This is a genomic window from Nitrosomonas sp. Nm51 (assembly GCF_900111165.1).
GTDB lineage: Bacteria > Pseudomonadota > Gammaproteobacteria > Burkholderiales > Nitrosomonadaceae > Nitrosomonas.
This window is the reverse complement of record NZ_FOGH01000060.1, coordinates 1-13964: the sequence shown is the minus strand read 5'-3', so window position 1 is coordinate 13964 and position 13964 is coordinate 1. Positions and strand designations below refer to the sequence as shown.

The following is a 13964-nucleotide window of genomic DNA, read 5'->3' as shown; positions in this document are numbered from 1 at the left end:
GCGGCTATCTGGAATTTCAGTATATGTGCATGGGATTTATGCTGTGGAAAGATGATTTATGATTATCACTGTTGATATTTGTGGGTAATAGGCAGTCCTAGGACTCCTTCAATTTGATTTTGCCCTATACTAGAATAGTATCTCAATATATGCCACTGACATATTGAGAGACCAGATGAAAAAAAGATATATTGTTCGGTTAACGGAAGTAGAACGTCAAGGGTTGGGGGAACTGGTTTATAAAGGGAAGGCAGCCGCATACCGGCGAACGCATGCGCAAATTTTGTTATGAGCCGATGAAGGCGGTTTTGGGCCAGGGTTATTGGATAGAGAAGTGGCGAAGACCGTGGGTGTTAACGCGAGCACGGTTTCAAGGTTACGCCAGCGCTGTGTTGAAGAAGGTCTGGAAGCGGCGCTTGAGCGTAGGCCTCGGGTAAGAGAGAAATCACGCGTACTTGGGGGTGATGGTGAGGCCCATTTGGTTGCAACGACGTGTAGTGATCCACCGCCGGGGCAATCGCGTTGGACGTTGAGCTGTTGGGAGAACGATTGGTCGAACAGGAAATCGTCGAATCCATTTCCCATGAAACCGTCAGACAGGTTTTAAAAAAACACGTTTAAACGTTTAAACCCTGGCAGAAGAAGATGTGGTGTATTCCACCCAGACAGGATGCAGCTCTTGTGTGTGCGATGAAACAGGTTCTGTCAGTTTACAAACATGCTTTTGATCCGGACTACCCTGCGGGATGCATGGTTGAGACAAGCGTGCTATGCGTGAAAGAGGTGCGGCCTGCGCCGCCAGACGGTCCTGGTCAAATTGAACGCTACGATGTGGAGTATGAGCGTAATGGGGTTGCGCATCTTTTCCGGTTTTATGCGCCATTAAAAAACCGGCGCCGGACAGATGTCGCTGATAATCATGCGGCGGCGTAATGGGCACAAGAGGTACGTGCGCTGGTAGAGAAGGATTTTCCAGATGCCGGGAAGATTGCGCTTGTCATGGATAATCCAAATACACACAGGGGCTTCGTTGTATAAGGCCTTTGAACCAGAGGTGGCGCGCAGATTGATGGAAAGACCGGAATTTGTATATACGCCAAAGCATGGCAGTTGGTTGAATATGGCCGAATGCGAATCCAGTGCATTATCGCGGCAATGTCTTAATCGCCGGCTATCTGATATGGAAACCGTACACAGGGAAATCGATGCATGGACGGCAACACGAAACCGATCTGCTACGACTATTGAGTGGCGATTTATAACTGAGGGCGCGCGGATAAAACTTAAATTAAACAGCTTTATCCGGCAATATCAAATTGATAGTAGTGGAATGGACGCCCGCTGCTCTAAACGGCATCAATGTGCCAAAGTAGAGGTGCATGCAGTTAAGCCCGCTAAACAAGAGAGGAGCGTCCGGCATGAAGGTTACAGCAATTGGCATTGATTTGGCAATAGAAGTGTTTCAGATCCACGGTGTTGATGGCCACGGCAAGATTGTGTTGCGCAAGCAATTGCGCCGAAACGGGATGGTAAGGTTTTTCGCCAATTTAGAGCCCTGTTTGATTGGCATGGAAGCATGCGGCAGCTCGCACCGCCGGGCGGGGAAACTCAGCGAATTTGGACACACCGTCAAGCTGATGCCCCCTCAATAGATGCCGAAAGTGATTTTCCGGGTATTCTGCGCAAGTTGCCGGACAGACTGAACGATCATCTCAAGGAACCGGACCGTCAGGTGGAAGAACTGAAGTTGCAGATCAAGCTGTGGCGCCAAGCGAACGAAGCCAGTCAGAAGCTGGAAGCGATTTCCGGTATTGGCCCGACACGGCGAATTCAAGCGTTTTGAACAAACAGGCACAAAAATATGTCGCGCCCTTTGGGTTTGTTTTCGAACAAAATTATCGTCGTTTTCGCGCCTTGAATATGCTCCGGTATGTCCTGCGGCACAAAACCTGATCCTTTTGTCCGGAATACAAACAGAAATGTACATAACACATGACGACACCCCTAAGGCAGGGAACGCAATGTCATCAATTTAAAGGCAAATACCCTGATGAAACCATTGCGGGAATTTAATCATACGTTTTACTTTTGTTATGAAAATTTTCTGACAAACTATAGTGTTATTTTTCTACAAACGATTATTTCCAACTTTTATGAGAGGTAATTATGCGCAACGGTCCAGTACGCTTAACAAGAAATTTGCAAGGTATTGGCATGTCAAATCAAATTTGCATTAACAATGTGTCTGGCAATTATAAATTTCATTATTTAGCTGTGTTTACAATGCTGTTGTTTGCTTGCCACCCGGTTTCATCTACGCCGATTGATAGCGTAAAAGCGGATATGCAGTTTAATGAAGCAGAATTGCTGGACGCCCCGGCAAATGCTGGATGGTCGAAAAAAGCCAATATCGTTATGGGGGCCGCGGCCAGAGGAGATGCTACGCCTTCTTGGTGGGTGCCACGCAATTCAGAATACAAATCCCAGTCAGCTTGGGAGGCTATCGTGCCGTGGTTTCATATCTATCCGGGCACAGCACATGCTGCAAAAAATGTGCGTGTTAAAATTTCAGGATTAAAGCTTTATATCCTGAAAAAATCCAATAATCAATGGCACAGGGTCGGTGGCGATAACCTGCCTGTCTGGGCGTTTCACACAAGCCATATATCGCCATCGACAGCATCCCAGGAAGTTGACATGCGGACAGAACCAGGCGGAGCTCCATCCTATAAATTCAATTCCGGCCTTAATCCCATTCATGGCGGCGCCAATATATATGTCATTAACGGATATGACGTTAAAGCTGTATTTGCGCAGGTAACCACGCAACTCATTCTTAATGACCCTGCAGGACCGGATGACAGGGCTGGCGCTCAAATACTGGTCAGTGTCGGCGCGGATTATTATCCGACAGCAGCGCATTCGGTAGCTGACTTTACGCCAATGACACATCTGCCAGCTGTTGGCGCCTCAAGATATGGACTTGTGAGGAATACACACAGAACGCATTACTTTGCTACTATTGATCCACCCGGGCCGGCTAATACACAATCCGAACATCAGTATAGACCACATTTTGTCATTCCAATAGCCGAGTTTGAATCGAACCCGCCCCCTGTTCTGACAAATCAACACAGTGGCGCATGTAATTAGTCTGATAGTATTCTGTCTATGTGATATTACTGAATTCAGTAAGCTTGCCGGTGTCCATGGTCTGCGTTGCGCCTTTTGACAATTGAAGACTACTCAGTCAGCCCATAAAATATATACAAGCACTTGATATTAGTAACAATCCAGTCGAAATGGTGATTAATCGATGCCCATACCCAGCAAAACTTTTCATCAACCCAACTTGTTTGAAACAGACCTGTTGTTACAGCTTGATCCAGCCGATCCGCTGCTCAAACTATCAACCGTTATTCCCCGGCATGAATTTGACGAAGCGTTTGGCATTCATTACACCGAAAGCACAGGCGCACCGGGCAAGCCAATTCGCCTGATGGTTGGGTTATTGATTCTCAAGCAACTGGATAACTTGAGCGATGAAGCGGTGGTGTTGCAGTGGAAGCGCAATCCTTACTACCAGTCTTTTTGCGGCATGAAGGAATTCCAGCGGAAACTGCCTTGCCATCGCACGAAGCTGGTTCATTTTCGCAAGTGCATTGGATTCGGCGGTGTTGAGCGCATTTTCCGGATGAGTGTTGGTCTGCATGGAAAGACAGCGCTGGAAGATGCGGTTCATATTGACACGACAGTGCAAGAAAAAAATATCACTTATCCCACGGATAGCAAGCTTGCAATCAAAACCAATCGCCTGAACAAGACAGCCAAAGCACATGGTGTTCCTCAGCGGCGCACCCTTATCAAGGAAGTCAAATCACTGCGCCTTGATATCCGGCATTTTCGCCATACCGGGAAAAGAGCCAAGGCCAGGCGTGCACTGAAACGGCTTAGAATCATTGCGGGCATTTTGATACGGGAATTCGGAAGGAAATTACCGCAATACTGCTCGTTTGAGCGCTACCCGCAGGACTTTCTGCTGTATGATCGCGTAAAACAACAGCCCAAAGACACAAACAAAATCTATTCCCTGCATGATCGCCATACGCTGCCGGAAATACTCAGGCATGTTGAAACGTCGCGTGGCCAAAACGAAGTCAATGAAATCAAAATCATTTTTCCGGGAAAAGCGCTCAAACGAGACACGCATTACCAGAAAGACAAGAAGCGAAAACAATGCAGAAGACGCGCAGCCATTGAACCCATTATCGGCCATTTGAAATCGGACTATCGAATGGCAAGGAATTATCTGAAAGGTGCGGTCGGTGATCAGACCAACCTGCTGATGGCTGCTTCGCCTGGAATCTGAAACAATGGCTGCTGGCCATTCTTTGGCTGTTTTTTGCTGCGAAAAACAAGACAAAAACAAATCTTGCGGCCGGAAATTTCTGAAAAACAAGTGCGCAGGTTAAATAAATAATCCATGACTGAAATTATTGCGCAGAAAATTTTTCAAAATATCTTTTTTCAGGGCCGACTAATTAACCGCTGACAACGCTTAATACGAAAATATACTATGCCGCTTCACGATCATACAGCCCTGCTGCAAAAACCGGTCAGGCTTGGCGTCGTTGGCAAATATCTTGGCCAATTACTACTTGTCATGGCTGTTCTGGCAATTATTCCGCTGGCGGCCTCACTGATTTTCATGGAATATCATTTAACCCTGCGCTACATTATTGTTGAAATTATTTTGCTGACAACGGGATTGCCGCTGATGCGCATCAGTGCTTCTACTGACATTCAAACCAATGAAGGCCTGGTTATCACCGGGCTTATTTTCATCCTTTCCCCATTAATTATGACCATCCCTGTCATGGGCAGTGGACTGAATTTTATCGATGCACTGTTTGAAACGGTATCGGCTTTTACGACAACAGGCTTATCTGTTGCGACACAATTGCAGCAACAACCCCAGACCTTTCTGTTTGCACGTACGTATATGCAGTGGATCGGCGGGCTGGGCATCGTGATTCTGACCATCGCATTGCTGCTAAGACCCGGCGCTTATATCAGAAAACTGATTGAATTGGACGAAAGCAGTGATTTTGTCAGTTCGGCACGCATGTATGCGCGGCGCATTCTTACGATCTACATAGTATTGACCGGTATCTGTACAGGCCTGATCTGGATGGCGGATGGCAATTTTTTTAATGCAATCACACATGCATTTTCTGCGGTTTCCACAGGCGGGTTCTCCAATTTTGACAACAGTCTGGCAGGCTTTCATTCGCCGTTCGGAGCGATCAGTGTCATTCTGGGATGTATTTTCGGCGCACTGCCGCTATTATTATATTTCCATATCCGCCAGCACAGCTTTTTAATGATTTATCGGGATGTACAGGTCAGAACGATCGTATTTCTATTTTTATTTATCAGCCTGGCGCTTACATGGGTGCTGCTGCATGATTCGCAGATGACCTTCCGTGAAGCTGTGTTTCATGCGCCGTTGATGGCTATTTCAGCGCAAACAACCGCCGGTTTTGCATCGCTCGATGTCACGCAGATCGGTGCGCACGGCATGCTTATTCTGATGATGGCAATGTTTACAGGTGGCGCGCTGGGTTCAACCGCAGGGGGCATAAAACTTTACCGTATGCTGATTTTCTGGCAAGCATTATCCTTTATGTTGAAAAAAGCAACGGTAACGCCACATGCGGTCATTCTGCCCCGGCTCGCGGGCAAAAACCTGGAAACAGATGAAATTAACAGGGCTTTACTGGTTATTCTGTTATTTATCTTCACAATCACATGTGCGTGGCTGGTGTTTTTATTTTCCGGTTACGAACCGCTCGCGGCTTTATTTGAAGTTGTTTCCGCAACGGCCACAGTCGGTTTGAGCAGCGGCATCACCGATATCGATCTCTCACCGCATCTAAAATTAACACTTTGTCTGTGTATGCTGCTCGGACGGCTTGAATTTTTCGCCCTGCTTGTATTAGTCTACCCTTCAACCTGGACAAACAGGAGATCGTAAGCATGAGAATGGCATTTATCGGCACGAGTTCTATCACCATCGCCGCGGCGCGAGAATTGAGTAAGCAGGGTCATGACGTCATCCTCGTTGAAATGGACAAGGAGAAGATCGAGACATTGTCAGAGCAGCTCGATTGCGGTTTTGTTCATGGCGACGGCACACGCCCGGAGATTTTAAAAGAAGTCGACCCTGGAAACACCGAGATCATATTTTGCTTCACCAGCAATGATCAGTCCAATATAATCGCCAGTTTGATAGCGCGGTCGCTGGGATTTAAAAAAATTATCACCAAACTGGAAGACTCGGAATTTGACCATATAGCCATTGAGCTCGGCCTGGAGAGCATCATCGTTCCGTCAAGAACAATCGCGCATTATATTGTTGACATGGTCGAGGGCCGAAACATCCTGGAAATCTCGTCAATCATTAAAGGCGATGCCAGGGTATTCTCGTTTGTCGTACATAAGTCTCTGGAAGGCACATTGGCTCAGCTGGACCTGCCCGCAACTTGCCGCATTATGTGTATTTACCGGCAGGATGAACTGTTGCTGCCGAAGGAGGATACACGGCTCGAGTCGGGCGATGAAGTGATTCTGATCACGCACCAGAAACAATTGAACCAATTGCACGAACAATTTAATTCCGACAAATAACACCGGGCATGTGGCAATCATATTTCAGAAATAACCGCCAGCAGCTGTCCGTTCGTCACATATGCGCCTTCCTGACATGATATCCGCCGTACCGTTCCATCCCTGTCGGCTTCAACAACAAACTCCATTTTCATCGATTCAATCACGACCAATGGCGTACCTGTGGAAACGCGCTGTCCTTCTTCCACCAAAACTTTCCATACCGTTCCGGTAATATGCGAGCCGGCGGCAAAACTGCCTTCCGGAAGATCCAGTTCGCTTTGCGTATCGGACTCATCGAGAATGCTTTCATCTAACGCATCTGCGTATTCAGGCTGACCAGCCGCATGCCAACGCTCGCGCTCGGCCTCAAATGCTGCTTGCTGCCTGGTTTTGAATGCCTGTATCGACTCGCTGTTTTGTTGTAAAAACCGGTTGTACTGTTTCAGGCTAAAAGTAGTTTCATCAACACGCAAAGTAAATTTTCCAGTTATAAAATCCTTACGCAGTTCAAGCAATTCGCTTTCGCTGACGGGATAAAAACGGATCTGATCGAAAAAACGCAACAGCCATGGCTTGCCATCCTTGAAGTCACTCGTCTGACGGTAACGGTTCCACATCTGAACGGTCCGGCCGACAAACTGGTAACCGCCCGGTCCCTCCATGCCATAAATACACAAGTAAGCACCACCAATGCCTACAGCATTCTCCGGAGTCCAGGTTCTGGCCGGATTGTACTTTGTCGTTACCAGGCGATGACGCGGGTCTACAGGGGTTGCCACCGGCGCACCAAGATAAACATCGCCAAGCCCAAGAACCAAATAACTAGCGCCGAACACAATCTGCCGCACAGCCTCGGTGTCATCCAGCCCGTTAATACGGCGGATAAATTCAATATTGCTTGGACACCATGGCGCGTCGCTACGTACAGACTGCATGTATTTTTCTATTGCCTGTCTGGTTGCCCGATCATCCCATGACAGCGGCAGATGCACAATCCGCGACGGTATTTCCAGGTCATCCATCACAGGCAATTTGGCTTCCGCCTCAATCAGATACGACAGCAACTTATCACGTGGCAGAACCAGTGAGTCAAAATGCACCTGCAGTGAACGTATTCCCGGCGTCAAATCGATAATGCCATCAAACGCATCCCGATCCCGCGCATACTGTAACGATAGCATTAACGCGTGCACCCGCAATCTCAAATTAATATCCAGCACGGCTGGCCCATACTCAATCAACAGATAACGGTCACCCGATTGCCGATAAACCACAGCCGGTGACTGATCGCTCTCTGGCGTACTGTGTATCACCGGATCGTCAAGCAACAACGGTTGTGGCGCTACCAGGGTATGCTTGGGAAAATCTATTTGTTCGACAGCAGTCTTTAAGTCACGCTCCATTGCCTCGGCTTGCACCAGCGTCAACGGATAAAAACGTACCATATCACCGGGTTTCAGCTGCCCGAGTTTCCATAATTCCGCATGTACAACCGTTGCAGGGCAGACAAAACCGCCCAGACTCGGACCGTCCGGTCCCAGAATAACCGGCATGTCTCCGGTAAAATCAACCGCACCGACCGCATAGGCATTATCATGGATATTAGAGGGGTGCAGACCGGCTTCACCGCCATCGCTGCGCGCCCATTGCGGCTTGGGCCCGAGCAGTCGTATGCCTGTGCGACTGGAATTATGGTGCACAGTCCATTCAGCGGTAAAAAACATTTGCATGTCTGCTTCGGTAAAGAAATCAGGCGCGCCATGCGGACCGTATAACACACCGATACACCAGCGGTCCGTATAACGCGGAATCTTTTCTTCGGTCAGATAACGCGGCTGGTGATTGTCCGCTTTCAGAATATGCAACACATCGCCACTGCGCAGCACACGTCCGGCATGTCCGCCAAACTGGCCTAATGTAAATGTCGACTTGCTGCCGAGATAATCCGCCACCTGGAACCCGTCTTGCACCGCAAGATATGCACGGCAGCCATGATGGGTAGTTTTCCCAAATTGCAGTATTGCACCTGCTTTAACTGCATGCGAACGCCATAGCGTAAGCGCTTCACCATCCAGATGCACAACTATCGGCGCTCCGGTAACTGCGATTATGCTGTCGCAATTGAATCTGAGTGTCGGACCGGCAAATGTTATTTCAAGCCCGGCTGCATCGCCGTTATTGCCAACCAGTTGGTTCGCCAGACGGAAAGCAAGGCTATCCACCGGACCTGACGGCGGCACGCCGATTTTCCAGTATCCCAGCCGTCCCGGATAGTCCTGTATCGTTGTTTGCACACCAGGGCTGAGAATATCAACTGTTTGCGCACAATAATGAAAACCGTTCAAGAAACGCGTGCCATAGCGTCCTTCACGAAATGCAGCGCTGTGAATAACCTGCAGCAAATAATCACGATTGGTCTCTATACCCTGCAGTACGGCTTGTTCCAGTGCGTGCCCTAATTGATCGACTGCCTGTTCACGTGTAGCTGCATGCACTATCACCTTTGCCAGCATGGGATCGTAAAAAGGCGTCACGGTTGTGCCGCTATCCACCCAGGTTTCGACACGTGCAATTGACGAAAACCGAGCCGCGGTCAACATACCGCTTGACGGCTGAAAATTCTGTGCGGGATTCTCCGCATAAATCCGTGCCTGAATTGCTGAACCTTCCGGTTTGATGTCGAACGAATCCAGTTCCGGCAGTTCTCCGCAAGCCTGCCGAACCATCCATTCAACCAGATCGACTCCGGTTACCATTTCGGTAACGCCGTGTTCCACCTGAAGACGCGTGTTGACTTCAAGAAAATAAAATTCATTGCTGGAACCGTCAACAATAAATTCCACCGTACCGGCTGACTGGTAGTTAACCGATTCGCCAAGACGGACCGCTGCCTCGTTAAGCGCTCTTCGCAAACCGTCTGTCAGATTGGGGGCTGGCGTTTCCTCAACAACTTTCTGGTTACGGCGTTGCATCGAGCAGTCGCGCTCCCCCAGCGCGAGTACTCTGCCTTTGCCGTCACCAAAAATCTGTACCTCGATATGCCGCGCATTTTCAATATATTTCTCAAGGAAAATACCGGCGTCACTGAAGTTATTTCGCGCCAGATAACGGACAGCATCATATGCATCGGTAAGTTCTTTTTCGTTCCAGCATAGCCGCATACCGATACCGCCACCGCCAGCGGTGCTCTTCAACATCACCGGAAAACCAATATGTGTCGCAGCACGCATAGCTTCATCCAACGTCTCCAGCAAAGTGGTGCCAGGCAATAAAGGCACACTGTTTTCCAATGCCAGTTCGCGGGCGGTATGCTTGAGGCCGAAAGCACGCATTTGATGCGCGGTTGGACCGATAAAACAGACATGATGAGATGCGCACTGATCGGCAAAATCCGCATTTTCACTCAAAAAGCCGTATCCGGGATGAATCGCCTGCGCATGTGCCCGCCGTGCTGTTGCCAGTATTTTATCTGTTCGCAAATAACTGTCTGCTGCCGCGCCTTCGCCGATGCTATACGCCTCATCTGCTTCAGTTACGTGGCGCGACAACGCATCCGCTTCGGTATACACGGCAACACTACCAACACCGATGCGGCGCAGGGTGCGTATAATCCGGCTGGCGATTGCGCCACGGTTGGCAATCAATACTTTGTCAAACACTGTCTGCTCCTTTTTTTGCTAATGCACACACCGAAATGGCTCGTCAATCCCAGATCAACAGCCGAATCGGCGTTGGATTATAGGCATTGCAGGGATTATTCAGCTGCGGGCAATTCGAAATCAGTACGATCACATCCATCTGTGCACGCAGTTCAACATACTTGCCGGGTGCCGAAATTCCATCGACAAAATCGAGCCTGCCATCTTCAGTGACTGGCACGTTCATGAAAAAATTGATGTTGCTTGGCAAATCGCGCTTGCTCATGCCAAGCTGCTCGCACAACGGATCATGCGTCAGTGCATATAAAAAATTATCGCGGCAACTGTGCATGGAATGCTTGTCCAGCGCGTAACGAACGGTATTGCTTTCTGCCGCGCAAGCACCGCCCAGTGTATCGTGCCGTCCACAGGTATCGGCTACAATCGTCAGCATGACATTACCAAAATTGGAATAAAGCTTGCTGCCGGTTGTCAAGTAAAGCCTGTTCTGATTACGTATGGTATCGTTCACACTATAGCGTTCAGGAGCATGATGCGCATTGTAAAAAAGCGTATCGACAGCCTGATTGCCCTCCAGATCGATAATCCGGAAAGTTTGCCCGGCATTTAGCTGCTTAACCCAGGGCTCACCAGCAGCGCAGAGTTCATCAACAACCGCGTTTGCCGGACTCAATTGACTCTCGGTCAGATTATGCTGCTGAAACTGCATATTCATAGCTCACCTCCTGAAGCGTAATAACGTTGTGTATTCTCTAATCCTCGCATATTCTCGGCGATTTGCAGGCATTTTTCGGCGCGGCTCGCAGGTGTAGCATAAAGCGCAAGACGCACCGCGCCGGGCTTGTATGCTTCACTTTGATCGAGCGGATGGGGCGCGGCAGAGAGCACAACCAGCGTATTCATTTCAAAACTCAGATCGACAAAATCACCGGCTTTGCTGTTTCCCGCATTAAAAATCAGTTCGCCTGCAGCATTGACAGCAGCCTTACTGAAGAAGTTGATATTTGATACGATATCACGCCGCCCAAGGCCCCATTTACCAAGTTCAATCAGCATGTTATCCAGACCATTACGGTACATGCCATTGTGCAGTTCCTGATAGCGTGCAACGCCATAGTGCGCACGCACCTGCTCGGCATCGCTGATACCGCAAACGGTATCATGCCACCCCACAGTGTCTTGAGTGATGCGGCAAAAAATCCGTCCCATATCCGAATGGCAGGCATGACCTTCGGTCAAATAAAACGTATGCTGCGATTTGAGTGTATCCGCCATGTTATACCGCTCTAGTTTTTCTTCCTGGTTATAAAACAGCACTGCTGCACTGGCTCCGCCACTGCTATCTGTCAAACGCAATGTCGTGCCGCGCCGCACGACACCGGACCAATGGCACCCGCCCGGAACAGTCTCCTGCCAGATAAATTGTTGATTTTGATTCATTGCTGCCTCCTTGATAATTTTCAGTCATATGCGGAATTAGATTACACCTGGTTACAAAATTTGAATACACCCTGGCCAACCCCGGCCAGACGTGCGGTTATAAAAAAACCGGATTCTGAATTCAATTACGACGATTTTTTTGAATCAGAATATAAAGTGTCGTGACACCCAGAATACTGCCAAGCACCAGCGGTATTGCCCATAACTGCCACCAGGGTGCATGCTCTGAAACAGCGTAAGCACGGGGCCAGCCAATATTGATTAACTCAAACAGTGACCAGGCGAATGCCGCGCAATTGATCACAAGTCCCCACACGCCGAGCTTAAGTTCGCCTAATGCAGGATTCCATCGTCCGGTCAGACGCGCGAACAGGCCAACACCGGTGGTCATGGCAAACATGGCATATAATCCACCGGTCCCAAAAGCAATCACGGTTGCTACCGCACCGTCATTCAGACCCAGCAGTAATCCCAGACCGGACAATGTGACTGTAAAAAGAATGGCGTTGCGCGGCGTTTTGTCAACAGTCACATGGCTGAGCATGGTTGGCATATTACCTTCCCGCGCCATCGAAAAAACAATGCGTGACGTATACTTAACAACCGAAGCACCGCATGCTAAAAAAGCAATCATGACAATGCCGGAGAACGGTTTGCTCACCCAGTCGCCAAACGAACTTGCAATTAATGGTGTAACCGGATCAGCCGTCTTGCTGGCCGTTGCCAGTGCTTCATGATTAAAAGTCAGAATCAGTGCCGAAGAATTAAACAGCACAACAGCACCGACTGCGCTCAATGCAAAAAAAATAGCACGGGGAACCATGCGCTTGGGTTGATGTGTTTCTTCCGCTGTTGTGGAACACGCGTCAAAACCGATAAATGCCCAACCGGCAATCGCCAGGGCCGCAAGAAATGCCGCAGTTTCAGTTGGTGCGGTACCGGTGCCCATATGTTGAAACAGCTCAGTAAAACCATACTGACGGAAAAAGAAGAACAACAGCAGCGCAATACCGAATGATCCGACGACTTCTGCGTAAACGCCAAGCGCGATTAACGATTTAAAAATATTGACATGCGCAAGGTTAAGCGCCATGCAAAGCAATAAAAAAACCGCACCCCAGAACACCATGGATGCACCGCTATTATCAAGCGCACCCCAGAAGGTCGCAAGCCAGACACCCCCCGTATAAGCCGTGGTTGTCAGCATGGCGATCGTCGAACTGACGTAGATCACGCCCGCATACTGCCCGGCCGTCACACCCCCAAGCTGCCGCGCCCATTTATAGGCACCACCGGCAATCGGGAACTGCGAGGCAAGCTCGGCATAGACAGTTGCCACCAACAATTGCATGGCCAGACAAATTGCCAGTGCAGCAAACCAGCCACCTCCGGTAACAACTGTCTGTACACCAATGATGGCATATAGTCCAACCACCGGAGAAACCACCGCAAAACCCATAGTGAAGCTGTGCCAGACACTCATACTGCGGTTTAGCACATCCGTACCGGAATGGTCCTCGTCGGTTGTCAAACGATTTCGTTGTGATGAAACAGGCATAACAAAGACTCCTATTCAACGGATATAAAACCCGGACACAGACCGAGAAAATATGTATGCAAACACTGCATACGCTTATCTCCCGGGCTTTTATCCCTCCGTGGAGTCTCGTTATCGAGAAGATAAAGCAAACGAGACCGGAGACTCTCGAACCAGCCACCCCATCAATTTAAATAATCAATAGATAAATTGATAAAGCCGGAACCCTAGTCTCACATTTCCAGCCTAGCCTAACAACACTTTCAGAAAAAATCAAACGCTAGAGTAACTTGCAAAACTCAAGAATTAAGCTGAATTACCGGCCCGGATAGCCAAAAAATGCAAGCGGCATGTCCACAAGTGATAAAGCTGAATTGTCAAAAACTCGAAAAAGATCAACAAATGAAAAGACTGCATGAGACTTTATCACAAGCCTGGTTGAACATACGAGGTTCGTTATTTCCCTGGCTATCAGAAGAATCAGGTCCATTAACGGAAAAACAACAGGAACTGGCCACCACGCCGGAATTGGTTCGCATAGAAAAATTCATCATCCTAGGACTGCCTATTACCCACAAATATCAACAGTGATAATCATAAATCATCTTTCCACAGCATAAATCCCATGCACATATACTGAAATTCCAGATAGCCGC

General features: G+C 48.7%; 13 protein-coding genes, 1 pseudogene and 1 riboswitch. Of the genes and pseudogenes, 10 read left to right on the top strand and 4 right to left on the bottom strand.

Annotated elements, in window-relative coordinates; translation table 11 throughout:
* Positions 1-334: 334 nt before the first annotated feature.
* From BMY60_RS16755 to BMY60_RS13355, 9 genes and pseudogenes are all read left to right on the top strand, one after another.
* Entirely contained in the window at positions 335-607 is a 273-nt protein-coding gene (locus BMY60_RS16755) for a helix-turn-helix domain-containing protein (RefSeq protein ID WP_371264220.1), read from the top strand.
* Between the two features lie 83 nt (positions 608-690).
* Positions 691-933, top strand: a complete 243-nt coding sequence (locus tag BMY60_RS15500) for a hypothetical protein (RefSeq protein ID WP_143057452.1) — start codon at positions 691-693, stop codon at positions 931-933.
* A 43-nt stretch (positions 934-976) separates the two neighbouring features.
* Positions 977-1444: a transposase gene (locus BMY60_RS15495; RefSeq protein ID WP_143057451.1), complete on the top strand. Its 468-nt coding sequence runs from the start codon at positions 977-979 to the stop codon at positions 1442-1444.
* Positions 1419-1649: pseudogene (locus BMY60_RS16385) on the top strand (IS110 family transposase); the annotation flags it as partial. The gene BMY60_RS15495 and the pseudogene BMY60_RS16385, both read left to right, overlap by 26 nt.
* A complete protein-coding gene (locus tag BMY60_RS15850) occupies positions 1577-1843 on the top strand; it encodes a hypothetical protein (RefSeq protein ID WP_177166684.1) in 267 nt (88 codons plus the stop codon). The pseudogene BMY60_RS16385 and the gene BMY60_RS15850, both read left to right, overlap by 73 nt.
* A gap of 431 nt (positions 1844-2274) precedes the next feature.
* Entirely contained in the window at positions 2275-3153 is an 879-nt protein-coding gene (locus tag BMY60_RS13370; protein ID WP_143057450.1) for a hypothetical protein, read from the top strand.
* A 163-nt stretch (positions 3154-3316) separates the two neighbouring features.
* Positions 3317-4369, top strand: a complete 1053-nt coding sequence (locus tag BMY60_RS13365) for a transposase (RefSeq protein ID WP_371264219.1) — start codon at positions 3317-3319, stop codon at positions 4367-4369.
* 207 nt (positions 4370-4576) lie between these two features.
* Entirely contained in the window at positions 4577-6037 is a 1461-nt protein-coding gene (locus BMY60_RS13360; protein WP_090334309.1) for a TrkH family potassium uptake protein, read from the top strand.
* Positions 6038-6039: 2 nt separating this feature from the next.
* On the top strand, positions 6040-6690 hold the full coding sequence (locus BMY60_RS13355; RefSeq protein ID WP_090334307.1) for a potassium channel family protein: 651 nt from the start codon (positions 6040-6042) through the stop codon (positions 6688-6690).
* Positions 6691-6707: 17 nt separating this feature from the next.
* On the opposite strand, the gene uca is transcribed toward BMY60_RS13355, so the two are convergent.
* The 4 genes from uca to BMY60_RS13335 all read right to left on the bottom strand — a co-directional run bounded on the left by uca (position 6708) and on the right by BMY60_RS13335 (position 13329).
* Positions 6708-10331 carry an urea carboxylase gene (gene uca / locus BMY60_RS13350; protein ID WP_090334306.1) on the bottom strand — a complete coding sequence of 1208 codons (3624 nt, stop codon included), beginning with the start codon at positions 10329-10331 and terminating at the stop codon, positions 6708-6710.
* Positions 10332-10374: 43 nt separating this feature from the next.
* Complete coding sequence (locus BMY60_RS13345; protein WP_090334304.1) at positions 10375-11046, bottom strand: urea amidolyase associated protein UAAP2; 672 nt, start codon at positions 11044-11046, stop codon at positions 10375-10377.
* Complete coding sequence (locus BMY60_RS13340; RefSeq protein ID WP_090334303.1) at positions 11043-11771, bottom strand: urea amidolyase associated protein UAAP1; 729 nt, start codon at positions 11769-11771, stop codon at positions 11043-11045. Before BMY60_RS13340 ends, BMY60_RS13345 begins: the two co-directional genes overlap by 4 nt.
* A 121-nt stretch (positions 11772-11892) precedes the next feature.
* Positions 11893-13329 carry an APC family permease gene (locus tag BMY60_RS13335; protein ID WP_090334302.1) on the bottom strand — a complete coding sequence of 479 codons (1437 nt, stop codon included), beginning with the start codon at positions 13327-13329 and terminating at the stop codon, positions 11893-11895.
* A gap of 77 nt (positions 13330-13406) precedes the next feature.
* Positions 13407-13550, bottom strand: a riboswitch (guanidine-I (ykkC/yxkD leader).
* A 97-nt stretch (positions 13551-13647) separates the two neighbouring features.
* On the opposite strand from BMY60_RS13335, the gene BMY60_RS13330 reads away from it, so the two are divergent.
* Entirely contained in the window at positions 13648-13899 is a 252-nt protein-coding gene (locus BMY60_RS13330) for a hypothetical protein (protein ID WP_090334300.1), read from the top strand.
* Positions 13900-13964 lie beyond the last annotated feature (65 nt).